This is a genomic window from Pseudomonas sp., assembly GCF_030147005.1.
Classification (GTDB): domain Bacteria; phylum Pseudomonadota; class Gammaproteobacteria; order Pseudomonadales; family Pseudomonadaceae; genus Aquipseudomonas.
In genome coordinates, this window is sequence record NZ_JASLAW010000074.1 from 1 (window position 1) to 22,382 (window position 22,382).

General features: G+C 62.6%; 20 protein-coding genes. 14 read left to right on the forward strand and 6 right to left on the reverse strand.

Going from position 1 to position 22,382, the window contains the following annotated elements; genetic code table 11:
• Positions 1–170: 170 nt before the first annotated feature.
• Entirely contained in the window at positions 171–842 is a 672-nt protein-coding gene (gene rpiA, locus Q1V60_RS07165; RefSeq protein WP_300628782.1) for a ribose-5-phosphate isomerase RpiA, read from the reverse strand.
• A gap of 138 nt (positions 843–980) precedes the next feature.
• On the opposite strand from rpiA, the gene ilvA reads away from it, so the two are divergent.
• A complete protein-coding gene (gene ilvA, locus Q1V60_RS07170; RefSeq protein ID WP_300628784.1) occupies positions 981–2,495 on the forward strand; it encodes a threonine ammonia-lyase, biosynthetic in 1,515 nt (504 codons plus the stop codon).
• 41 nt (positions 2,496–2,536) lie between these two features.
• Entirely contained in the window at positions 2,537–2,950 is a 414-nt protein-coding gene (locus Q1V60_RS07175; protein ID WP_300628785.1) for a DUF2269 family protein, read from the forward strand.
• 165 nt (positions 2,951–3,115) lie between these two features.
• On the opposite strand, the gene Q1V60_RS07180 is transcribed toward Q1V60_RS07175, so the two are convergent.
• Positions 3,116–3,772, reverse strand: coding sequence for an HAD family hydrolase (locus Q1V60_RS07180; RefSeq protein WP_300628786.1), 657 nt, complete (start codon positions 3,770–3,772; stop codon positions 3,116–3,118).
• Positions 3,773–3,915: 143 nt separating this feature from the next.
• On the opposite strand from Q1V60_RS07180, the gene Q1V60_RS07185 reads away from it, so the two are divergent.
• Together Q1V60_RS07185 and ptsP are read left to right on the forward strand one after the other, a co-directional pair.
• Positions 3,916–4,395 (forward strand): RNA pyrophosphohydrolase, encoded by a 480-nt coding sequence (locus Q1V60_RS07185; protein WP_003176750.1) that lies wholly within the window; start codon positions 3,916–3,918, stop codon positions 4,393–4,395.
• Between the two features lie 22 nt (positions 4,396–4,417).
• Positions 4,418–6,697, forward strand: coding sequence for a phosphoenolpyruvate--protein phosphotransferase (ptsP, locus tag Q1V60_RS07190; RefSeq protein WP_065887067.1), 2,280 nt, complete (start codon positions 4,418–4,420; stop codon positions 6,695–6,697).
• 130 nt (positions 6,698–6,827) lie between these two features.
• Here the strand turns inward: ptsP and Q1V60_RS07195 are convergent, their stop codons facing one another.
• Entirely contained in the window at positions 6,828–7,574 is a 747-nt protein-coding gene (locus tag Q1V60_RS07195) for an NRDE family protein (protein ID WP_300628789.1), read from the reverse strand.
• 216 nt (positions 7,575–7,790) lie between these two features.
• Here Q1V60_RS07195 and lgt point away from each other — a divergent pair, with 216 nt between their 5' ends.
• Both lgt and Q1V60_RS07205 read left to right on the forward strand, forming a co-directional pair.
• Positions 7,791–8,603, forward strand: a complete 813-nt coding sequence (gene lgt / locus Q1V60_RS07200) for a prolipoprotein diacylglyceryl transferase (protein WP_300628790.1) — start codon at positions 7,791–7,793, stop codon at positions 8,601–8,603.
• A gap of 51 nt (positions 8,604–8,654) precedes the next feature.
• Entirely contained in the window at positions 8,655–9,488 is an 834-nt protein-coding gene (locus tag Q1V60_RS07205; RefSeq protein WP_300628791.1) for a thymidylate synthase, read from the forward strand.
• 133 nt (positions 9,489–9,621) lie between these two features.
• On the opposite strand, the gene cadR is transcribed toward Q1V60_RS07205, so the two are convergent.
• Positions 9,622–10,062 (reverse strand): Cd(II)/Pb(II)-responsive transcriptional regulator, encoded by a 441-nt coding sequence (cadR, locus tag Q1V60_RS07210; RefSeq protein ID WP_300628792.1) that lies wholly within the window; start codon positions 10,060–10,062, stop codon positions 9,622–9,624.
• An 85-nt stretch (positions 10,063–10,147) separates the two neighbouring features.
• On the opposite strand from cadR, the gene Q1V60_RS07215 reads away from it, so the two are divergent.
• From Q1V60_RS07215 to Q1V60_RS07245, 7 genes are all read left to right on the forward strand, one after another.
• Entirely contained in the window at positions 10,148–12,388 is a 2,241-nt protein-coding gene (locus Q1V60_RS07215; protein WP_300628793.1) for a heavy metal translocating P-type ATPase, read from the forward strand.
• A gap of 16 nt (positions 12,389–12,404) precedes the next feature.
• Entirely contained in the window at positions 12,405–13,268 is an 864-nt protein-coding gene (locus Q1V60_RS07220) for a LysR family transcriptional regulator (protein ID WP_300628794.1), read from the forward strand.
• A gap of 196 nt (positions 13,269–13,464) precedes the next feature.
• Positions 13,465–14,529 carry a putative 2-aminoethylphosphonate ABC transporter ATP-binding protein gene (locus Q1V60_RS07225; RefSeq protein ID WP_300628795.1) on the forward strand — a complete coding sequence of 355 codons (1,065 nt, stop codon included), beginning with the start codon at positions 13,465–13,467 and terminating at the stop codon, positions 14,527–14,529.
• Position 14,530: 1 nt separating this feature from the next.
• Complete coding sequence (locus tag Q1V60_RS07230; protein WP_300628796.1) at positions 14,531–16,249, forward strand: putative 2-aminoethylphosphonate ABC transporter permease subunit; 1,719 nt, start codon at positions 14,531–14,533, stop codon at positions 16,247–16,249.
• Between the two features lie 20 nt (positions 16,250–16,269).
• Positions 16,270–17,292 (forward strand): putative 2-aminoethylphosphonate ABC transporter substrate-binding protein, encoded by a 1,023-nt coding sequence (locus Q1V60_RS07235; protein ID WP_300628797.1) that lies wholly within the window; start codon positions 16,270–16,272, stop codon positions 17,290–17,292.
• Between the two features lie 36 nt (positions 17,293–17,328).
• Positions 17,329–18,465 carry a TIGR03364 family FAD-dependent oxidoreductase gene (locus Q1V60_RS07240; protein WP_300628798.1) on the forward strand — a complete coding sequence of 379 codons (1,137 nt, stop codon included), beginning with the start codon at positions 17,329–17,331 and terminating at the stop codon, positions 18,463–18,465.
• Complete coding sequence (locus tag Q1V60_RS07245) at positions 18,462–19,034, forward strand: phosphonate degradation HD-domain oxygenase (RefSeq protein ID WP_300628799.1); 573 nt, start codon at positions 18,462–18,464, stop codon at positions 19,032–19,034. The genes Q1V60_RS07240 and Q1V60_RS07245 overlap by 4 nt, the downstream gene beginning before the upstream one ends.
• On the opposite strand, the gene Q1V60_RS07250 is transcribed toward Q1V60_RS07245, so the two are convergent.
• Positions 19,013–20,380, reverse strand: coding sequence for a GTPase/DUF3482 domain-containing protein (locus Q1V60_RS07250; protein ID WP_300628800.1), 1,368 nt, complete (start codon positions 20,378–20,380; stop codon positions 19,013–19,015). The two genes, Q1V60_RS07245 and Q1V60_RS07250, sit on opposite strands and share 22 nt — an antisense overlap.
• Positions 20,373–21,752, reverse strand: a complete 1,380-nt coding sequence (locus tag Q1V60_RS07255) for a DUF2868 domain-containing protein (protein ID WP_300628801.1) — start codon at positions 21,750–21,752, stop codon at positions 20,373–20,375. Before Q1V60_RS07255 ends, Q1V60_RS07250 begins: the two co-directional genes overlap by 8 nt.
• Positions 21,753–21,821: 69 nt before the next feature.
• Between Q1V60_RS07255 and Q1V60_RS07260 the strand changes: the two genes are divergently transcribed.
• The gene (locus Q1V60_RS07260) at positions 21,822–22,334 is read left to right on the forward strand and encodes a dihydrofolate reductase (RefSeq protein ID WP_300628802.1); all 513 of its coding nucleotides are present in this window, start codon (positions 21,822–21,824) and stop codon (positions 22,332–22,334) included.
• Positions 22,335–22,382 lie beyond the last annotated feature (48 nt).

The window sequence follows — 22,382 nt, forward strand, 5'->3', positions numbered from 1 at the left end:
CGACCTGTGGCGAGGGAGCTTGCTCCCGTTGGGGCGCGAAGCGGCCCCAAAAATGGGACTGCTACGCAGTCCAGCGGGAGCAAGCTCCCTCGCCACAGGGACCGGTTCTGTCTTAACTGACTGGCATTAGGGCTTGCCCCCACACACAAGCCCTGCTCTCTCAGAGAGCGTCAGCGCTTGAGGGTTTTCACGCCTTCAGCGGTGCCCAACAGCAATACATCCGCAGGGCGCGCGGCGAACAGGCCGTTGGTGACGACGCCGACGATGGCGTTGATCCGGGTTTCCAGTTCCACCGGGTTGGTGATCTGCATGTTGAACACATCAAGGATGATGTTGCCGTTATCGGTCAACACGCCTTCGCGGTACACCGGGTCGCCGCCCAGTTTCACCAGCTCGCGGGCCACGTGGCTGCGGGCCATCGGGATGACTTCCACCGGCAGCGGGAACGCGCCGAGCACCGGCACCAGCTTGCTGGCGTCGGCGATGCAGATAAAGGTCTTGGCCACGGCCGCGACGATTTTTTCGCGGGTCAGGGCTGCGCCGCCGCCTTTGATCAGGTTCAGGTGTTCATCGCTTTCGTCCGCGCCGTCGATGTAGAACTCCAGGTCGCTCACGGTATTGAGCTCGTACACCGGAATGCCGTGGCCTTTAAGGCGTGCGGCGGTGGCTTCGGAGCTGGCAACCGCGCCGTCGAAAGCACCTTTGTGCAGGGCCAGGGCATCGATGAAACAGTTGGCGGTGGAGCCGGTGCCGACACCGACGACGCTCTTGTCGTCGAGTTTGGGAAGGATTAAATCGACGGCGGCCTGGGCCACTGCCTGTTTGAGTTGATCCTGGGTCATGCGGGCTCCGGAACGGGCGGGGGAGTTATCGAGGGCGGCGAGTATACCCCAACAAACCTTGGGATTCGTGTGGTCTCCCGGCCAAAAGCCGGGTTAGACTCCCTGGCCCCGCCCACCCCGTGAAGTAGATGCCTGCCGATGCTTGAACACTACGTCAAAAAGATCCTCACCTCGCGCGTTTACGACGTTGCCGTAGAAACACCTTTGCAGACTGCCCGCCAGCTTTCCGAGCGGCTGGGCAACCAGATTTGGCTCAAGCGCGAAGACTTGCAGCCGGTGTTCTCGTTCAAGATTCGCGGCGCCTACAACAAACTGACCCAGCTCAGCGCCGAAGAGCGCGCGCGGGGCGTGGTGACCGCCTCGGCGGGCAACCATGCCCAGGGCCTGGCCCTGGCGGCCAAGGTGCTGGGGGTCAAGGCGACTATCGTGATGCCCAAGACCACCCCGGAGATCAAGGTCGAAGGCGTGCGCTCGCGCGGCGGCAAAGTGGTGTTGCACGGCGATTCCTTCCCGGAAGCCCTGGCCTACTCGCTGAAGCTGGTCGACGAAAAAGGCTACGTCTACATCCACCCCTACGATGATCCGCACACCATTGCCGGGCAGGGCACCGTGGCGATGGAAATCCTGCGCCAGCACCCAGGGCCGCTGGACGCCATCTTCGTACCGGTGGGCGGCGGCGGGCTGATCGCCGGTATTGCGGCGTACGTGAAGTACCTGCGCCCGGACATCAAGGTCATCGGCGTCGAGCCGGACGACTCCAACTGCCTGCAAGCGGCGATGGCTGTGGGTGAGCGCGTGGTATTGCCGACCGTCGGTATCTTCGCCGATGGCGTGGCGGTGGCGCAGATCGGCCTGCACACCTTCGAGATCTGCAAAGACTATGTGGATGAAGTGATCACCGTCAGCACCGATGAAATCTGTGCGGCGATCAAGGACATCTACGACGACACCCGCTCCATCACCGAGCCGGCAGGCGCGTTGGGCGTGGCCGGGATCAAGAAGTATGTCGAGACACGTGGCGTCAGCGGCCAGACCTTTGTCGCCATCGACTCCGGCGCCAACGTCAATTTCGACCGCCTGCGCCATGTCGCCGAACGCGCCGAACTGGGTGAGGGCCGCGAAGCCATCATCGCCGTGACCATCCCGGAGAAACCGGGCAGCTTCAAGGCCTTTTGCGAGGCCGTGGGCAAGCGCCAGATCACCGAATTCAATTACCGCTATCACACCGGCAGCGAAGCGCACATTTTTGTCGGCGTGCAGACCCATCCCGAGAACGACCCGCGCAGTGCGTTGATCGCCAGCCTGACGGATCAGGGTTTTCCGGTGCTGGACCTGACCGAAAACGAATTGGCCAAGTTGCACATCCGCCATATGGTGGGCGGGCATGCGGCCAAGGTCAGCGACGAGCTGGTTTTTCGTTTTGAATTCCCGGAACGTCCGGGAGCATTGTTCAACTTTCTTAACAAGCTGGGCGGTCGCTGGAACATCTCGATGTTCCACTATCGCAACCACGGAGCGGCCGATGGCCGTGTGGTCGCGGGCCTGCAAGTGCCGGCGGACGAGCGCCACCTGGTCCCCGCCGCCCTCGCCGAGATCGGCTACCCGTATTGGGATGAAAGCGAAAACCCGGCCTACCAGTTGTTCCTCGGTTGAGCGACTAGACTGATCTGAGCGGCCTTCAAGGAATCGACATTATGGAAACGCTGACCACCCTCAAGGTTATCCACATCTCCGCCACCGTGTTGCTGCTGCTCAGCGGCCTCGGCCTGGCGGTACTGGCCTGGCGTAAACGCAGCGCCGGCCCGGCGGTGACCGTGCAACGCCCGTGGGCGTTTGTGTGGCTGCTGATGGGGATTTGCCTGGTCAGCATGCCGTTCACCGGTTGGTGGCTGGTGCACCTGACCGGCTGGCCCCTGGGGCAAACCTGGATTCTGGGCTCGAGCATTCTCTACACCGTGGCGGCTTTAGCCTGGTTCTGGCTGGTGGCGCGGCTTAATCGGCTGCGTAAAGGCGAGGGCGGTAGCTTGAACTTCACCTTGGTGCTGGCAGTGGTCAGCCTGGTGGGGTTTGTGGCGATTGCGGGGCTTATGGGTGCCAAACCGGTTTAAGGCTTCAAGCCGCGTCGCCTTCCTCGCAGCATAGGTCTCTACACAGCTTTGAGTGCGACGCTGAACCAGTGGCGAGGGAGCTTGCTCCCATGGCGGCGGGGCAGTCGACGCACAGTTAACGAATGCCCCGCGCCAAATGTGTGTGGCTTGCCTGCGATGGCATTATCAGCTGCGCAGGGTAATCACCGGCCAACCCCGCTTCTGCGCCTCAGCGCGCAAGTTCGGATCCGGGTCCACGGCCACCGGGTGCGTCACCTGCTCCAGCAACGGCAAGTCATTCATCGAGTCGCTATAGAAGTAGCTGTCTTCCAGGTTATGCCTGGTCTCTTCCAACCAACGGTTCAAGCGTGTCACCTTGCCTTCGCGAAAGCACGGCACGTCGGTGCTGCGCCCCGTGTAGCGGCCATTTTCCATCTCGCATTCGGTGGCGATCAGTGTTTCAACGCCCAGCCGCGCGGCAATCGGCGCGGTGACGAAGCGGTTGGTGGCGGTGATGATCACCAGCTTGTCGCCGGCGGCGCGGTGTTTGGCCAGCAGTTCCACGGCCTTGGGCAGCATGATCGGCTCGATGCAGTCGCGCATATAGTCGTTGTGCCATTCGTCCAATTGAGCCATCTCGGTGCGGCCGAGGATTTCCAGGCAAAAGTTCAGGTAGGCGGCGTTGTCCAGCTTGCCGGCCAGGTAGTCCTGATAGAACGCGTCGTTGCGGGCCTTATAAGCCACCGGGTCGAGAATCCTGCGTTCACACAGGTAATCGCCCCAGGCGTGATCGCTGTCACCGCCCAGGAGCGTGTTGTCCAAGTCGAATAAAGCCAGGCGCATTGCAGTTACTCGCTGAAAAGTCTGTAAAAAGGCGTCCAGAATACGGTCTTTTCACAAGAGTGCACATAACGTAAGAAGCCTCGTTGCCGCTGGATGAACCTTTGTGGAACAATGCGGCGACATGCGTTTGCGAGGTTGTTGCCGTGATCGACCCCGATGGTTTCCGTCCTAATGTCGGGATTATTCTTACGAATGATGCCGGACAGGTGCTATGGGCTCGCCGAATCAACCAAGATGCCTGGCAGTTTCCTCAAGGCGGAATCAACCCCGACGAAACCCCTGAAGACGCCTTGTACCGTGAGTTGAACGAAGAAGTCGGCCTTGAGCGCGAAGATGTGCAAATTCTGGCCTGTACCCGTGGCTGGTTGCGTTATCGTTTACCGCAACGCCTGGTGCGTACCCACAGCCAACCGCTGTGCATCGGCCAGAAGCAGAAATGGTTTCTCCTGCGCCTGATCTCCAATGAGCAGCGGGTGCGGATGGATTTGACCGGTAAACCGGAGTTCGATGGCTGGCGCTGGGTCAGTTATTGGTACCCGTTGGGCCAGGTGGTGACATTCAAGCGCGAGGTTTATCGTCGCGCTCTCAAAGAGCTTGCCCCGCGCCTTTTAGCGCGCGACTGACGACGGAGTTCGACCCCGAGCCATGCTCAATACGCTGCGCAAGATCGTCCAGGAAGTTAACTCCGCCAAGGATCTCAAGGCGGCGTTGGGGATTATTGTGTTGCGCGTCAAGGAAGCCATGGGCAGCCAGGTCTGCTCGGTTTACCTGCTGGACCCCGAGACCAACCGTTTTGTGCTGATGGCGACGGAGGGCTTGAACAAGCGCTCCATCGGCAAAGTCAGCATGGCGCCCAATGAAGGTCTGGTGGGCCTGGTGGGGACGCGTGAAGAACCCCTGAACCTTGAAAACGCGGCCGATCACCCGCGTTATCGCTACTTTGCCGAAACCGGCGAAGAGCGCTACGCCTCGTTTCTCGGCGCACCGATCATTCACCACCGCCGCGTCGTCGGCGTGCTGGTCATCCAACAGAAAGAACGCCGCCAGTTCGACGAAGGTGAAGAAGCCTTCCTGGTAACCATGAGCGCGCAGCTCGCCGGGGTTATCGCCCACGCCGAAGCCACTGGCTCGATACGCGGCCTGGGTCGCCAGGGCAAGGGCATCCAGGAAGCCAAGTTCGTCGGTGTGCCGGGTTCGCCGGGTGCCGCGGTCGGTACCGCCGTGGTCATGCTGCCACCGGCCGACCTCGACGTGGTGCCGGACAAAACCGTCGATGACATCGACGCTGAAATCAAGCTGTTCAAGACCGCCCTGGAAGGCGTGCGCGCCGACATGCGCAACCTGTCGACCAAGCTGGCGACCCAGTTGCGCCCCGAAGAGCGTGCGCTGTTCGACGTCTACCAGATGATGCTGGACGACGCGTCCCTGGGTAACGAAGTCAAAACCGTGATCAAGACCGGCCAGTGGGCCCAGGGCGCACTGCGCCAGGTCGTCACCGATCACGTCAACCGTTTCGAAATGATGGACGACGCCTACCTGCGCGAGCGTGCCTCGGATGTACGTGACCTTGGTCGCCGTCTGCTGGCCTACCTGCAGGAGGACCGCACCACCAACCTGGTCTACCCCGACAACACCATCCTGATCAGCGAAGAACTGACCGCCACCATGCTCGGCGAAGTGCCTGAGGGCAAGCTGGTGGGCCTGGTCTCGGTATTGGGTTCGGGCAACTCCCACGTGGCAATCCTGGCCCGGGCCATGGGCATCCCGACGGTGATGGGCCTGGTGGACCTGCCGTATTCCAAAGTGGATGGTATCGACATGATCGTCGATGGCCATCGCGGCGAAGTCTTTACCAACCCCAGCGAATTACTGCGCAAGCAATACGCCGAAGTGGTTGAGGAAGAGAAACAACTGGCGCTGGGCCTGGACTCGTTGCGCGAGCTGCCGTGCGTGACCATCGACGGCCACCGTGTGCCCTTGCTGGTAAATACCGGCCTGCTGGCCGATGTGGCCCGTGCGCAACAGCGCGGCGCTGAAGGGGTGGGGCTGTACCGCACCGAAGTGCCGTTCATGATCAACCAGCGTTTCCCGAGTGAGAAGGAGCAGCTGGCGATTTATCGCGAGCAACTGCAAGCCTTCCACCCGTTGCCGGTGACCATGCGCAGCCTGGATATCGGCGGCGACAAGTCACTGTCGTATTTCCCGATCAAGGAAGACAACCCCTTCCTCGGCTGGCGCGGTATTCGCGTCACCCTCGACCATCCTGAAATTTTCCTGGTGCAGACCCGCGCCATGCTCAAGGCCAGCGAAGGCCTGAACAACCTGCGCATCCTGTTGCCGATGATCTCCGGCACCCACGAGCTGGAAGAAGCGCTGCACCTGATCCACCGTGCCTGGGGCGAAGTGCGCGACGAAGGCGCCGACGTGCCGATGCCGCCGATTGGCGTGATGATCGAAATCCCGGCGGCGGTGTATCAGGCCAAGGAGCTGGCGCGGCAGGTGGACTTCCTGTCGGTAGGTTCCAACGACCTGACCCAATACCTGCTGGCCGTGGACCGCAACAACCCTAGGGTAGCCGACCTCTACGACTACCTGCACCCGGCCGTGCTGCAAGCGCTGCAACACGTGGTGCGCGACGCCCATGCCGAAGGCAAGCCGGTGAGTATCTGCGGTGAAATGGCGGGCGACCCGGCGGCGGCGGTGCTGTTGATGGCGATGGGCTTTGACAGCCTGTCGATGAACGCCACCAACTTGCCCAAAGTGAAGTGGATGCTGCGTCAGGTCGAATTGAGCATGGCCAAGGATTTGCTGGCTGAGCTGATGACCATCGACAACCCGCAAGTTATCCACAGCTCGCTGCAACTGGCGCTGAAGAACCTTGGGCTGACGCGAATGATCAACCCGGCTTCGGCGAAAACGCTCTAGACCGAGCCGCCTTTGTCGCAGCCATCTGCACAACTTTGGGTGCGGTACAGATTCTGTGGCGAGGGAGCTTGCTCCCGTGACGGCCTGACAGCCGACCCGGCTATGCTGCGATGGCGCCAGTCCAGCCCCCTCAAATCTTCAGTTCAACCTCGCCCAGCCTGCCACCCTGCGGTCCAAAACTGCGCTCCACCATCCGCCGCGTTCCGTCGGCATTCACAATCAGCGCCGTGCTCGCCCGCGTCCCGTAACTGGGGCTGGCGATAAACACGCTCGACAACAGGCTCTCCGTCGCCAGGCCGACGCCGGTGTCCGGCAGCTCAGCAAACGGTGCGGTCTGCGGGTCGCTCAACATCTGCAGCAAGGTTTGCGGCTGCGGATCGTCGAGAATTTCAGCGAATGCGGCCTTGGCCTTGAGCAACTTCGGCCATGGCGTATCCAGTCCTGCATTGGATAAACCATAAATACCGGCTTTCAACCGCGTCGGCTCGGTGTCGTTGGCGTTGTAATGCCACAGCTGGTCCGGCGTGCCCACCAGCAGGTTGAACCCTGCATATTCAATCGAACGGCCGTTAACCTGCGCCAGATAATCGTCGATCGGTAGCGAACCACTGAGAAAGCGCGCCACCAGCTCGCCACGAGACTTGCGTGACGGTGACTGGTGCGGGTCGCGGATATTGGTCAGCGCGGCAAAGCGCCCGTCGGCATTGACCCCCAGCCACGTGCCGCCCGCTTCCTGATCGCGGCCGGCGTAGACGTGTGGGGCATCCGGCCATTGAGCCAGCGGCAGGCTGGGCCGGGCGTAGAACTCATCGCGGTTGGACGCGACGACCAGCGGGTGGGCATGGCCTGGCCGCCAGGCGAAAACAATCAGGCACATCGGGCGATCTCTTATGTGTTTTTCCTTACTTTAGCCATAGAACCGCAGGCGTTCCATCGTAACGAAGTTGGGCCGCGCACCTTCCATCCGTTAACATGCCGGGCCGTTGGGTGTGTATGTGAACTTCTTAATTTGATCTCGCAGCTGTAACGCAGGCTTAATCGCGCACCGGCATGGTCCGGTGCGTCATGACTAAATGTTTAACGAGGAGTCGCAATGCTGCCTTACCCGCAGATCGACCCGGTGGCCCTGGCCATCGGTCCGCTGAAAATCCATTGGTACGGGTTGATGTACCTGATCGGCATCGGCGGTGCCTGGCTGCTGGCTTCCCGGCGCTTGAACCGTTTCGACCCGACCTGGACCAAGGAGAAACTCTCCGACATGGTGTTCTGGATGTCGATGGGGGTGATCGTCGGCGGGCGCCTTGGGTATGTGCTGTTTTACGATTTGTCGGCGTATATCGCCAACCCGACGCTTATCTTCGAAGTGTGGAAGGGCGGCATGGCATTCCATGGCGGCTTTGTCGGCGTGATGATCGCTGCCTGGTGGTTCGGTCGACGCAACGGCAAGTCGTTCTTTCAGTTGATGGACTTCGTCGCGCCGTTCGTGCCCATCGGCCTTGGCGCCGGGCGCATCGGTAACTTCATCAACGCCGAGTTGTGGGGCAAGCCTACCGACGTGCCGTGGGCCATGGTGTTCCCGCCGTTCAGCGACCCGGCGCAACTGCCGCGCCATCCGTCGCAGCTGTACCAGTTCGCGCTGGAAGGTGTGGCATTGTTCCTCATCCTTTATCTGTTCTCGCGCAAACCACGGCCAACCATGGCGGTTTCCGGGTTGTTCGCGCTGTTCTACGGGATCTTCCGCTTTATCGTCGAGTTCGTGCGGGTGCCGGATGCGCAGTTGGGCTACCTGGCGTGGGGCTGGCTGACCATGGGGCAGGTCCTCAGCATCCCGATGATCCTGGCGGGCCTGGGCATGCTGTGGTGGGCGTATAACCGTCCGCAACCGCTGAAGAACGCCGCGCTTTAAATTCGAATGCCAAGGCCGGGAGGTCTTGGCTTCAACGCTACGGGTAATAACATGAAGCAATACCTCGAACTCCTGCACGACGTCGTGACCAATGGCCTGACCAAGGGCGATCGTACCGGTACCGGCACCAAGGCCGTGTTCGCACGCCAGTATCGGCATAACCTGGCCGACGGCTTCCCGCTGCTGACCACCAAGAAGCTGCACTTCAAAAGCATCGCCAACGAGCTGATCTGGATGTTGAGCGGCAACACCAACATCAAGTGGCTCAACGAAAACGGCGTGCGCATCTGGGATGAGTGGGCCACCGAAGACGGCGACCTGGGCCCGGTGTACGGCGAACAGTGGACCGCCTGGCCAACCAAGGACGGCGGCAAGATCAACCAGATCGACTACATGGTCGAGACGTTGAAGACCAACCCCAACAGCCGCCGCATCCTGTTCCACGGCTGGAACGTCGAATACCTGCCGGACGAAACCAAGAGCCCCCAGGAAAACGCGCGCAACGGCAAGCAAGCGCTGCCACCGTGCCACCTGCTGTACCAGGCGTTCGTGCACGACGGCCATCTGTCGATGCAGTTATATATCCGCAGCTCCGATGTATTCCTCGGCCTGCCCTATAACACTGCCGCCCTGGCGTTGCTCACCCATATGCTGGCGCAGCAGTGCGACCTGATCCCCCACGAGATCATCGTCACCACTGGCGACACTCACGCCTACAGCAACCACATGGAGCAAATCCAGACCCAGCTGGCGCGCACGCCGAAAAAGCTGCCGGAACTGGTGATCAAGCGCAAGCCGGCGTCGATCTACGACTACAGGTTCGAAGATTTCGAAATCGTCGGCTATGACGCGGACCCAAGCATCAAGGCCGAAGTCGCGATCTAACAAGCTGCCCCGGTCCAAAATGTGGGAGCGGGCTGGCGCGCGAATACGGAGTGTCAGTCGCTGGATTAATTGACTGATGCACCGCATTCGCGAGCCAGCCCGCTCCCGCATTCAGTTGGGTTTTATCTTTTGATCAATGACCGTGGCTTCTGCCCACATGTGAAGGCTCCGCCTCGCTGGCCTGCACGCTCCCGCTGACCTCCAGGCGCTGCAAGATCCCGCACTGCTCCCCGCCACCACAGCGCTGGCGCAGGTCCAGCAATTGTTCCTGCAATGCCAGCAGGCCATCGATCCGCGCCTTCACGTGGTGGATATGTTCGTCGATCAATGCATTCACGCTTTCGCATTGATCCTGGGGGCTGTCGCGCAGGCTGAGCAGGCTGCGGATTTCTTCCAGGGTCATGTCGAGGCTGCGGCAGTTGCGGATAAAGATCAGCCGCTCGGTGTGCGCCTGGGTGTACACGCGGTAGTTGCCCTCCGTGCGCGCGGGAGGTGGCAGCAGGCTTTCCTTCTCGTAATAACGGATGGTTTCCACCGGGCAATCGGTCAGTCTGGCCAGTTCGCCGATCTTCATTGCAGCAATCTCCAAATGGGTGCTTGACCCTATAGTGGCTACAGGGTCTTTACTTGGCAACAGGCACCTTTACGGACGCAACACGATGAGCGATTCCATCCACACCCCGCATAAGCACGACCACGATCACGGCGAGCAAACGCTCAAGCCGGTGCATGACCACGGCGGCGCCTGCTGCTCGGGCACCCCGGCGCCTGCACGGGTGCAGCTGAGCGAGGCCCCCACCGCTGGCTCGCGCCTGAGCACTTTTCGCATCGAAGCGATGGACTGCCCCACCGAACAGACGCTGATCCAGAACAAACTGGGCAAGCTCGCCGGTGTGCAGCAGTTGGAATTCAACCTGATCAACCGCATCCTCGGCGTCACCCACGATTTGCCGAGCACTGCGCCGATCATCGACGCGATTAAAGCCATCGGCATGCAGGCCGACCCGATCGAAGAAGGCACCCCCGCCGCCGCGCCGCCCGCCAGGAAGCATTGGTGGCCGCTGGCCGTGTCGGGCGTGGGGGCAGTGGGCGCCGAAGTCCTGCATTTCAGCGGCGTGGCACCGACCTGGGTGATCGCCCTGGTGGCGCTGGTATCGATCCTCAGCGGCGGCCTCACCACCTACAAAAAGGGCTGGATTGCCCTGAAAAACCTCAACCTGAACATCAACGCGCTGATGAGCATCGCCGTGACCGGCGCCGTGTTGATCGGCCAATGGCCCGAAGCGGCAATGGTGATGTTCCTGTTTACCGTGGCCGAGTTGATCGAAGCCAAGTCCCTGGACCGTGCGCGCAACGCCATCAGTGGCTTGATGCAAATGACCCCGGAACAGGCCACCGTTCGGCAATCCGATGGTTCCTGGGTGGAGAAAGCGGTCAAAAGTATCGATCTCGGCGCCATTGTGCGGGTCAAGCCCGGCGAGCGCATCGGACTGGACGGTGAGGTCACCGCTGGCCAATCCACCATCGACCAGGCGCCTATCACCGGTGAAAGCCTGCCCATCGAAAAAACCGTGGGCGATAAAGTTTTCGCCGGTACGATCAACCAGGCCGGCTCCCTGGAATACAAAGTGACCGCGGCGGCCAACAATTCCACGCTGGCGCGGATCATCCATGCAGTCGAGCAGGCCCAGGGCGCCCGTGCCCCGACCCAGCGCTTTGTCGACAGCTTTTCGAAAATCTACACCCCGGCGGTGTTCCTGTTTGCCCTGGGCGTGGCGGTCATACCGCCGCTGTTCATGGCGGGCGTCTGGTTCGACTGGATCTACCGCGCCCTGGTATTGCTGGTGGTCGCGTGCCCGTGCGCCCTGGTGATCTCCACCCCGGTGACGATTGTCAGCGGCCTTGCGGCGGCGGCGCGCAAAGGCATCCTTATCAAGGGCGGCGTTTATCTGGAGGGCGGTTACAAGCTCGACTACCTGGCCCTGGACAAGACCGGCACCATCACCCACGGCAAGCCGGTGCAAACCGACTATGTACCGCTGTTCGACACCGTGCAGGACAGCGCACCGGCCCTGGCTGCGAGTTTGGCGGGGCGTTCCGACCACCCGGTGTCCCTGGCAATCGCCAACGCGGCTGTGGATAAAAACCTGCCGTCCCACGTTGTGGATAACTTCGCGGCGTTGCCCGGTCGTGGCGTGCGCGGTGACATAAACGGCGAAACCTACCATCTGGGCAACCACCGTCTGGTGGAAGACCTTGGGTTGTGCTCGCCGGCACTGGAAGAGAAACTGTTCGCCCTGGAGAAACAAGGCAAGTCCGTGGTGTTGCTGCTCGACAAGTCCGGTCCGCTGGCACTGTTCGCGGTGGCCGACACGGTCAAGGACAGCAGCCGCGAAGCCATCCGGCAATTGCACGACCTGGGCGTCAAGACCTTGATGCTCACCGGTGATAACGCCCATACCGCCCAGGCGATTGCCACTCAGGTGGGTATCGACCAGGCCCAGGGCGACTTGTTGCCCACCGATAAACTGCAAGCCATTGAAGCGCTCTACGGCCAAGGCTATCGCGTTGGGATGGTCGGCGACGGCATCAACGACGCCCCGGCCCTGGCCCGAGCCGAGATCGGCTTTGCGATGGCCGCGGCGGGTACCGATACCGCCATCGAAACCGCCGATGTGGCATTGATGGACGATGACCTGCGCAAGATCCCGGCATTCATTCGGCTCTCCAGGCAAACGTCGCGTATCCTCAAGCAGAACATTGCCCTGGCGCTGGTGATCAAGGCCATCTTCCTGGCGGTCACGTTCCTGGGCCTGGCGACCATGTGGATGGCGGTGTTTGCCGACATGGGCGTCAGCCTGCTGGTGGTGTTCAATGGCCTGCGGCTGTTGCGCAAATAAACAATGAGGGCGTGGTGTGCTGAGTGCTGAGCTTAAGGCGTTTTTCATGGTCGCCCGCCTGGGCAGCATTACCCAGGCGGCGAAAAAACTCGGCCTGAGCCAGCCTACGGTCACTACCCAGATCCGCAACCTGGAAAGCCAGTACGGCGTTGAACTGTTCTACCGTGGCGGCCGCCGCCTCACGGTCAGCGACGAAGGCGCGCGGCTGCTGCCGATGGTCAAGGCGCTGTTGCAGCAGGAAGCGGATATCGAGTTCTTCCTGCGCAACAGCGGCCAGGTCCAAGGCGCCTTGCGCATTGCCGCCACCGCGCCGTACTACATCCTTGATCTGGTCAAAGCCTTTCGCGAACGCCTGCCGCACGTGGAAGTGTCGGTGGAAATCGGCAATTCCCAGCAGGTGCTCGAAGCGCTGGACGACTACCGCGTCGACGTCGCCGCCTCGTCGCAATTGCTGGAAGACTCCCGCCTGGTCCGCCGCGTGCTGGGTACTGATCCTCTGGTGCTGGCGGTGCATCGCAACCATCCGCTGGCCAAGCTTGATCATGTGCCGTTGACTGCGCTGGCCGGGCATACGTTGTTAATGCGTGAGGCGGGGTCCACCACCCGCAGGCTGACGGAAGACATGCTGCTGGGCGCCGGCGTCAGCTATGGGCCGCTGCTGGAAATCGGCAGTCGTGAATCGATCCGCGAGGCGGTGCTGCGCAACATCGGCATCAGCATCATTGCGCGGCAGGAGGTGCCCCACGATCCGCAGTTGCGCGTGCTCACCATCGAGAATGCGCCGCAGATTCCCGAGTACCTGTATTGCCTCAAGGAGCGCAAAGGTGCGCGACTGCCAGCGGCGTTTTTAGGCCTGGCACAGGAAATGTCGCCACTGTAAGAGCGAGCTGGCTCGCGAAAAACCTCAACGATGACGCAGTGCTATCAGGCAGCCCTCGTTGTCCTCAAGTACTTCGCGAGCCGGCTCGCTCCTACAAAAAATACCAATACCTCTATCACTCCCTTTTGCCCTTCTGCCACATCAGCGACGCATTGCCCCCCTAGCATGGCCTTCATCAGTTCGATGAGGTGCCACCATGAACGCAGCCCTGCCCCATCCCGGCGCACCGATGAAGGTGCGCGGTATCCAGAAACGCTTCGGCGCTTTCACCGCGCTGGACAACGTGTCCCTGGACGTCGCCGCCGGCGAGCTGGTGTGCCTGCTGGGCCCGTCCGGCTGCGGCAAGACCACGTTGCTGCGCTGCATCGCCGGCCTCGAGCGCCAGGACAGCGGTGAATTTTACCTGGGTGACCGCGACGTTTCCCGGCTGCCGCCCCAGGCGCGGGACTACGGTATTTTGTTCCAGTCCTACGCGCTGTTTCCCAACCTTACCGTTGAAGCGAACATCGGCTACGGCCTCACCGGCAGCGGCCGCGATGAGCTGCGCAAGCGTGTCGGGCAGATGCTCGAACTGGTCGGCCTGCTTGGCAGCGAAAAGAAATACCCCGGCCAGCTGTCCGGTGGCCAGCAACAACGTGTTGCCCTGGCTCGTGCCCTGGCGCCGGCGCCGTCGTTATTGCTGTTGGATGAACCCATGTCGGCCCTCGACGCCCGGGTTCGCGAGCACCTGTGTACCGAGTTGCGCGAACTCCAACGGCGCCTGGGCATCACCACGTTGATGGTCACCCACAACCAGGACGAGGCGATGTTGATGGCCGACCGCATCGCGGTAATGAACCACGGCAAGGTCGAGCAGTACGCCACGCCGCAGGAAATTTATGACCGCCCGGCCACGCCGTTCGTGGCGGAGTTTGTCGGCCAGGGCAATTGGTTGCCGTTCAGCCGCAACAGCGCCAGCCACGCCCAGGTCGGTGGGATGAATATGCGCCTGGCCGACGACGCCGGCATGGCCAAATCCGGTCGCCTGTTCTGCCGTCCGGAAGCGATCAGCGTGAACCCGCCCGTGCATGAAGAAAACCTGTTCCCGGCCGAGGTCCGCGAGATCACCTTCCTCGGTAATCGCTGTCGCATGAGCTTCGAACTGGCGCAGCTGCCAGGCCATCCGTTATTGGCCGAAGTTGCGCCGCAAGCGATGCCGCGCCTGGGCGCCCAGGATATTTGGGTAGCCTTGCCGCCGCGCAGCCTGCAGGTGTTTGCCTGAAATGGCCGCTGTCATGACAGTGCCGCTGCCGCTGCCGCATCAGGCGGCCCGCGCCGAGTGGGGCGACCGCCTTTTCGTGGTCGGCGGCAAATGGCTTTGGCTGGGCCTGTTGGTGGTGGCGGTGTTGCTGCCGCTGCTGGCGATCTTCTGGCGCGGCTTCAGCAGCGAAGCCGGGCAGGGCGGTGGCCTGGTGGCCGCACGGGAATTGCTGCGCAGTGCCAACTTCCACTGGTTGCTGGGCAATAGCCTGAAAGTCTCCCTGAGCGTAGCGGCCATCGTCGTACCGCTTGCTTATCTGTTTGCCTACGCGCTGCAGCGCACCTTGATTCCCGGCAAGGTGATCTGGCGCGGCGTGTCGCTGCTGCCATTGATGGCACCCTCGATGCTGCCGGGCATCGCGCTGGTGTATCTGTTCGGCAACCAGGGGCTGTTGCGCGGTTGGCTCTCGGACAATATCTACGGCTTCTGGGGCATTGTGCTGGGCGAAGTGATTTACACCTTCCCCCACGCCCTGATGATTCTGCTGTCCGCCTTGTCGCTGGCGGATGCACGCTTGTTCGACGCGGCCTCAAGCATGGGCGCGAGCCCCGCCCGAGCGTTTCGCAGCATCACCTGGCCGGCCACGCGCCAGGCCGTGTTCGCGGCATTCTGTCTGGTGTTCACCCTGACCATCACCGACTTCGGCGTGCCGGTGGTGGTGGGTGGCGACTATCAAGTGCTGGCGCTGGAAGCCTACAAGGCGGTGGTCGGCCAGCAGCAGTTCGGCCGTGGCGCGTTGATCGGCATGGTGCTGCTGTTGCCGGCGCTGTTCAGCTTTGGCGTGGATGCCTGGCTGCGGCGCCGTCACGGGGATGCCATGAGCGGCCGTGCCCAGGTATTTCAACCGCTGCCGTCGCGGTCCAGGGATAGCTGCTACCTGGCTATCGTGCTGCTGATCTGCGCGGCGCTGTTGCTGGTGTTCGGCATGGCGGTGTACTCCTCGCTGGTCAAATTCTGGCCCTACAACTTGTCGCTGTCATTGAACCACTACCAGTTCGAAGACACCGCCGGCGGCGGCTGGCTGGCCTATCGCAACAGCCTGACCATGGCGCTGTGCACGGCATTGATCGGCAGTGTGCTGATTTTTACCGGCGCCTATCTGATGGAAAAAACCAAGGGCCAAAAAGGGCTGAACCTGGCCTTGCGCCTGCTCAGCTTTGTGCCGATGGCCGTACCAGGCCTGGTGTTGGGCCTGGGCTACGTGTTCTTTTTCAACCTCAGCGGCAACCCGCTGCACGTGTTTTACGGCAGCATGGCGCTGCTGGTGGTGTGCACCATTGCTCACTATTTGACCACCGCGCAAATGACCGCCACCACCGCTCTGCGTCAGCTGGACGTCGAATTCGAAGCCGCCGCGTTGTCCCTCAAGGCGCCGCTCTACCGCCATTACCTGAAGGTGACGGTGCCGATCTGCCTGCCCGCGCTGCTGGACATTCTGCGCTACCTGTTCGTGTCGGCAATGACCACCGTGTCCGCTGCGATCTTCCTCTACAGCCCCGACACCATCCTCGCCGCCGTCGCCGTGTTGAACATGGACGACGCCGGCAATGTGGGCGGTGCGGCGGCCATGTCGACCCTGATTCTGTTCACTTCGGGCGGCGTCTCGCTGCTGCTGGCGTGGGCCTCGCGTGGCGCCTTGCGCCGCTCCCAAGCCTGGCGCCAGACCGCGCCCGGGCGATGATTCTTCAACGGAGGTATTCGATGTTCAAGCCCCTGGCGCTGGTCGCTGCCGTACTCACTGCATTCAGCCTGAATGCCTTCGCCAACACCGAGCTGACCGTGTACACGGCCCTCGAAGCCGAACAGTTGAAGACCTATAAAAAGGCCTTCGAGCAAGCCAACCCCGATGTCGAGATCAAGTGGGTGCGCGACTCCACCGGCATCATCACCGCCAAGCTGCTGGCCGAAAAAGACCGCCCGCAGGCCGACGTGGTGTGGGGGCTGGCCGCTTCGAGCCTGGCGATCCTCGATCAGCAAGGCATGCTCGATCACTACGCCCCGAAAGACTTGGACAAGATCGGCGAGCACTACCGCGACGCCGCCAACCCACCGGCCTGGGTCGGCATGGACGTGTGGGCGGCAACCATCTGCTTCAACACCGTCGAAGCCGAAAAACAGGGCCTGAGCAAACCGGTGAGCTGGCAGGACCTGACCAAGCCTGAGTACAAAGGCAAGATCGTGATGCCCAACCCGGCGTCCTCCGGCACCGGCTTTCTGGACGTGAGCGCCTGGTTGCAAACCTTCGGCGAGAAGCAGGGCTGGCAGTACATGGACGACCTGCACCAGAACATCGGCCAGTACGTTCACTCCGGTTCCAAGCCGTGCAAGCTGGCGGCGTCCGGGGAGTTTCCGATTGGTATTTCGTTTGAATACCCGGCCGTGCAGTTGAAGCGCCAGGGGGCGCCGCTGGACATCATCCTGCCCAAGGAGGGCCTGGGCTGGGAAATCGAAGCGACGGCGGTGATCAAGGGCACGCCTCGCGCCGATGCGGCAAAAAAACTTGCGGACTTCTCCGCAAGCCCCGCAGCGATGGAGCTGTACAAGGAAAACTTCGCGGTTCTGGCCCAGCCAGGGGTCGCCAAGCCGCAGACCGAATTGCCGGCCGATTATGAGCAGCGGTTGATCAAGAACGACTTTGCCTGGGCGTCGAAGAACCGCGACGGCATCCTGACTGAGTGGCGCAAGCGCTATGACGGCAAGTCGGAGAAGGTGGCGGGTCAGTAATTTCCGATGGCGGTCTTGAAAACAGGACATCACTAAATGACACACCACAGCGACCTGCTGATCATCGGCGCCGGCATCCTCGGCCTGTCCCACGCCTATGCCGCCGCCAAACGCGGCCTCAAGGTCAAGGTCTTCGAGCGCAGCGCCACCCCTCTGGGCGCCTCGGTGCGCAACTTCGGCCAGGCCCTGGTCACCGGCCAGCCACCGGGGACAATGCTCGACCTGGCGCGACAAAGCCGCGATATCTGGGGGCACTGGGCGCAGGTGGCCGGCCTTGGGCTCAAGCGCAACGGCTCATACCTGTTCGCCCGTACCGAAGCCGAAGAGCACCTGCTCGAAGCCTTCTGCGCCGGACGTGCCCGCGAGCACGGCTACAACGTCGAGTTGCTGCAAGGCGCGGCGCTGAACGACCTGTACGGTGGCCAATTTCGCCATCACCGCGCCGCGCTGCATGGCAGGGACGATCAGCAACTGTATTCGCGCGAAGCCATCCCGGCGCTGATCAACTACCTGGCTCAGGAACTGAAGGTGGAGTTTCACTTTTCCACCCTGGTGCGCGAGGTCGAGCCGGGCCAGTTGCACAGCACGGCGGGGCATTTTCGCGGCGAGCAGATCATTGTCTGTTCCGGTCACGACTACCAGACCCTGCTGGCCGAATCGATCGCCTCGCTCAACCCGCAAATCTGCCGCCTGCAAATGTTGCGTGCGCGGCCGATGCTTGACCTGAACCTGCAACACGCTTTGTTGACGGGCCTCAGTTGCGTGCATTACGGCGCTTTCGCCGACTTGCCGGAGGCCGCGCAGGTGCAGGCGCAGATCCTGCGCGAAACACCGCACCTGCATAAGCACGGGATTCACCTGCTGATGAGCCCCACGCCCCATGGCGAATTGATCATCGGCGACTCCCACGATTACGGCAGCGATGCATCGCCGTTCAACGCCGAGCAGGTCGATGACTGGCTGATCGAACTGGCCGAGCAAACCCTGGGCTGCAAAATCCAGGTAGTGGAGCGTTGGCAGGGTGTGTATGGCTCGCGTGGGCCCGGGCCGTTCTCGTTTGTACAGGCGGCTGCAGGCGTCAGCGTCGCGTTGATGCATACCGGTGTAGGCATGAGCGTGGGGCCGGCGATGGCCGAGCGAAATATCACAACACTGTGGGGGGCGGCGCCATGAGTCGGGAGCGGGTGATTGCCGAGGTCTTCGGCCTGTACGAGCGGCATGGCACGGCCGATTACATCGGCGAGCCGGTGTCCCAGATCGAACATATGTCCCAGACGGCGCAGTGTGCGATGGCCGAAGGTTTTGACGATGAAGTGGTGCTGGCGGCGTTCTTCCACGATATCGGCCACCTCTGCGGCCAGGGCGGCGAGGGCATGGGCGGTTATGGCATCGCCAGCCATGAGCGGCTGGGCGCTGATTATCTGCGCCGCGCAGGCTTCAGCGAGCGCATGGCGACGTTGGTGGAGTGCCACGTGCAAGCCAAGCGCTACCTCACGTTCAGCCAGCCGGACTACTACGCGCGCCTGAGTGAAGCCAGCCGTAAAACCCTGGAGTACCAGGGCGGCGTGATGACGGCAGAGCAAGCGCGGGCCTTCGAGCAAGACCCGCTCTACCACACCAGCCTGCGCATGCGGTGTTGGGACGAACAGGCCAAGCAAATGCACGTATCGTTGCTGGACCTTGAGATGCTGAAGGCCAAGGCCCTGCTGCTATTGGCGGATCAGGCGTCGTCCAGCCGTTGAGCCAGCGCTTCGACTTGCTCCTGACGCTCGGCCTGGCTCAATTTGGGGTGTGGGTTGAGGGATGACCATTGCGGATAGGCGCGCGCCTTGTTCAAGGCGTCCGGCAGCTTGCCTTCACGCCAGGTTTTATCCTGGGGCGTATCGACCTTGATGCTGTGCATCGCCGCATGGCCGCGCAGGTTCAGGGCCTTGAGCAACTGGCGTTGGCGCAGGGCGAGCAGGCGTAACACGCTGTCGTCGACGGTCAGCTCGCGCTGGCCCTTGATTTTGCCCAGCAGGCGGCCGCCATAACTGCGTGCGGTTTGCAGCGCGCCACCGGCAATCGCCCCGGCGATGGCGGCGGCGCCGAGCGTTAACCCGCCGACCAACAGGTCCACGCCCGCTCCCGCGGCTGCGCCTGCGGCGATCCCGCCACCCACGCGCACGCCAAGCTGTTTGACGGTTTCGGGGTTGAACAGGTCGTCGCCCCAGCGCCCGTCCAGCAACGGCAAGTCGCTGGCGGCGGCGTCCTGCGGGCGGAAACCGAACAGCTTGAGCAGGGCTTCCACGCACTTTTGTTCGCGTTGGCGCACGGCCTTGCGCAAGTCGCTGATCGCGTGTGGCTCATCTTCGGTCACTACGCTGCGCCGGCACGCCGCACAGTCGATCAACAGTTCGGCGATCAAACGCGCGGCGCTTTGCTGGCGGGCCTGGCGTTGGGCTTGCTGATCAAGGATCAGCCTCTCCAGCTGCGGCCGCGCGCTTTCCAGCAGCAGGGCGAGGCTTTCATACAACCGGCGTTCGCCATCTTCCGGCGGCGCCACGCTGTCGAAACGCACCAGCGCATGCAGGCCAAGGCGTGCCAGGGCTTCGCGCCAGTCCGGCTCGCGGTGCTCGTTGCTGCTGACGAAATTGAGCACCGGCAACAAGGGCTTGCCGCAACTGGCCAGCACTTGCAGCTCGTCGCGGTACTTGGCCAGCACCGGCTCGCGGGCGTCGATCACGTACAGGCCGGCGTCCGAGGCCAGCAGTTGGCGCAGCACCTTGGCTTCCTGTTCGAAGCGTTGGCGCGCCTCGCTGCCTTCCAGGAACCGCGTCAGGCGTGCCGGGCCATCGAGGCGTTCGCCGGGGCGGTCCAGGCGTTCCAGATAATCGAGCAGGGCGATGGCGTCTTCCAGGCCTGGCGTGTCGTACAGCTCCAGCAAGGCTTCGCCGTCCACCGACAAGCGCGCGCCTTCGACATGCCGCGTGGTGCTGGGCCGATGGGAGACCTCGCCAAAGCCGACGTCGCGCGTGAGGGTGCGCAGCAATGAGGTCTTGCCCACATTGGTATGGCCGACCACGGCGAGCTTCAGTGGCTTAGTCATGACCGCTCTCCAGCCAGTTCAAGGGCGCGCAGTCGGCGAAGGGCAGTTCAAGTTGTTGCAGCGCGCCGTGCCAGTCGCCCAGGCGCTCGGCGTCCAGCGCCTGACCGGGCGGCGCTTGCAGCAGCCACACGCGGGTGGCCGTGGCGTTGCGCGCCAGTTCGGCGATCAGCGCCAGGCTGCCACGGTCGGGCGAGCGACGCGGGTCGCAGGCGATCGCCAGACGCGCGGGCGGAAAACGGGTGAGCTGGTCCAGCAGTTTGTTGCGCGACTCACGGCTGTCGAGGATGCCGGCGTTCTTGACGTTGCCAGGGAGTTTGGGAGGCCAGGGGCGCTGGTCGTCCAGTTCGATGGCGACCAGCAGCGCGCCGTCGCTTTCCAGCTCGCTGACGCCGCCGGTCACGTGGTGCAGGTGTTCCGGCGCCGCATCATTGACCCCCAGCCGCTCGCTGCTCGGCATCAGGCGCTCGCGCAGTTGGGCGTAGCCGGGCAGGTTGAGGTCCAGGCGCAAGGCAGCACGCCCGCGTTTCCAGCGCCATAGGCACAGCAGGGCGAGTATCAGCCGAGGCAGCACCCCGTAAACCAGTAACACACCCACCAGCCAAGTGGCCCAGGCCTGGCGGGCGCTTTCGATATTCAGCGCGGAGTCGCCGCTGGCGCGGATCATCTCCACCGTCGGTACATTGAAACCGAGCAGTGCGGGCAGGGTGCCGAGGGCCTGGGTGATGGCGATGAAGGTGTCGGCACCAAGGAGGGTGGTTTCCCACACAAAGCCGTAACGCCGGGTGGCGAGCAGCAACAGCAAAATCACCATCGCGCTGAGCAGCGCCAGCAACCACAGACTATTGACCAGCACACCGACTGCCCAGCGGTTGAGCTTCTGGCGTTGCAGCAACAGCAGCAATGCCGGCGCCAGTTGCGCGGCCTTGGCGTCGCGGGCGAGTTTTTCGCTGAGCCACAGCCACAGGCGACCGAGGCTGGCACTGTGTTCGCCGGCAAACACCAGGCCCAGGGCCCAACTGAGCAGCAGGATCAGGTTCAGGCCGAGCAGGCTGCCCAGGGCCCAGAACACATTCACCGGGGCCAGGCCGTTGCCCAGCGCGGCAAACGCCAGGCCGGCGCCGCTGATAACCGCGACTATCGCCAGCAGCACCAAGGCCAGGCGCGCACCTTGCAACCAGCGAGTGAGCGCGCCCGTCAGGCCATCGCGTTCGGCCAAGTGCAGCGCGCGATGCACGATGCGCGTCGGCAGGTCGCCGCCGGCCGTGCGGGCCAGGCGGTTGGCTTCGAGGTCTTCCAGGGGGCCGGCGTGTTCTTCACGCAGGCGCACGGTTTCGGTCAGCCAAAGTGTGTGCAGCGGGTTCAGTGCAGTCACGCGCCATCCTGTTGTGTTCGTGAGGTTGGAGCATAACCGCTGACTCGCGGCTCTGGTATTCTCGTCGCCATGAAAAAAACTCTCCCTTTAAGCCTGATCGCAGCGCTCGGTGAAAACCGCGTGATCGGCGTCGACAACAGCATGCCCTGGCATTTGCCGGGGGATTTCAAATATTTCAAGGCCACCACCCTTGGCAAGCCGATCATTATGGGACGCAAGACCTGGGATTCCCTGGGCCGACCGTTGCCGGGGCGGCTGAACATTGTGGTCAGCCGTCAGACCGATCTGGTGCTTGAAGGTGCGCACGTTTTTCCGTCACTGGAGGCGGCGGTGGCACGGGCCGATGCCTGGGCGCTGGAGCAGGGCGTGGATGAGCTGATGCTGATCGGCGGTGCGCAGCTGTATGCGCAGGGGCTGGAACAGGCGGACCGCCTGTATCTGACGCGGGTGGCGCTGAGCCCGGAAGGGGATGCGTGGTTTCCGGAGTTTGATCGGAGCCAGTGGACGCTGGTGTCGAATGTTGAGAATGCGGCTGAGGGGGATAAGCCGGCGTACAACTTTGAAATTTGGGTACGAGCCTGACTGTAGGAGCGAGCGTGCTCGCGAAAAGGGTACATCCGACACGGCCAT

Excerpts from the sequence above, each read along its gene's own strand:
- rpiA (WP_300628782.1), bottom strand. The coding sequence starts at position 842 with ATGACCCAGGATCAACTCAAACAGGCAGTGGCCCAGGCCGCCGTCGAT.
- ilvA (WP_300628784.1), top strand. The coding sequence starts at position 981 with ATGCTTGAACACTACGTCAAAAAGATCCTCACCTCGCGCGTTTACGAC.
- Q1V60_RS07175 (WP_300628785.1), top strand. The coding sequence starts at position 2,537 with ATGGAAACGCTGACCACCCTCAAGGTTATCCACATCTCCGCCACCGTG.
- Q1V60_RS07180 (WP_300628786.1), bottom strand. The coding sequence starts at position 3,772 with ATGCGCCTGGCTTTATTCGACTTGGACAACACGCTCCTGGGCGGTGAC.
- ptsP (WP_065887067.1), top strand. The coding sequence starts at position 4,418 with ATGCTCAATACGCTGCGCAAGATCGTCCAGGAAGTTAACTCCGCCAAG.
- Q1V60_RS07195 (WP_300628789.1), bottom strand. The coding sequence starts at position 7,574 with ATGTGCCTGATTGTTTTCGCCTGGCGGCCAGGCCATGCCCACCCGCTG.
- lgt (WP_300628790.1), top strand. The coding sequence starts at position 7,791 with ATGCTGCCTTACCCGCAGATCGACCCGGTGGCCCTGGCCATCGGTCCG.
- Q1V60_RS07205 (WP_300628791.1), top strand. The coding sequence starts at position 8,655 with ATGAAGCAATACCTCGAACTCCTGCACGACGTCGTGACCAATGGCCTG.
- cadR (WP_300628792.1), bottom strand. The coding sequence starts at position 10,062 with ATGAAGATCGGCGAACTGGCCAGACTGACCGATTGCCCGGTGGAAACC.
- Q1V60_RS07215 (WP_300628793.1), top strand. The coding sequence starts at position 10,148 with ATGAGCGATTCCATCCACACCCCGCATAAGCACGACCACGATCACGGC.
- Q1V60_RS07225 (WP_300628795.1), top strand. The coding sequence starts at position 13,465 with ATGAACGCAGCCCTGCCCCATCCCGGCGCACCGATGAAGGTGCGCGGT.
- Q1V60_RS07230 (WP_300628796.1), top strand. The coding sequence starts at position 14,531 with ATGGCCGCTGTCATGACAGTGCCGCTGCCGCTGCCGCATCAGGCGGCC.
- Q1V60_RS07235 (WP_300628797.1), top strand. The coding sequence starts at position 16,270 with ATGTTCAAGCCCCTGGCGCTGGTCGCTGCCGTACTCACTGCATTCAGC.
- Q1V60_RS07240 (WP_300628798.1), top strand. The coding sequence starts at position 17,329 with ATGACACACCACAGCGACCTGCTGATCATCGGCGCCGGCATCCTCGGC.
- Q1V60_RS07245 (WP_300628799.1), top strand. The coding sequence starts at position 18,462 with ATGAGTCGGGAGCGGGTGATTGCCGAGGTCTTCGGCCTGTACGAGCGG.
- Q1V60_RS07250 (WP_300628800.1), bottom strand. The coding sequence starts at position 20,380 with ATGACTAAGCCACTGAAGCTCGCCGTGGTCGGCCATACCAATGTGGGC.
- Q1V60_RS07260 (WP_300628802.1), top strand. The coding sequence starts at position 21,822 with ATGAAAAAAACTCTCCCTTTAAGCCTGATCGCAGCGCTCGGTGAAAAC.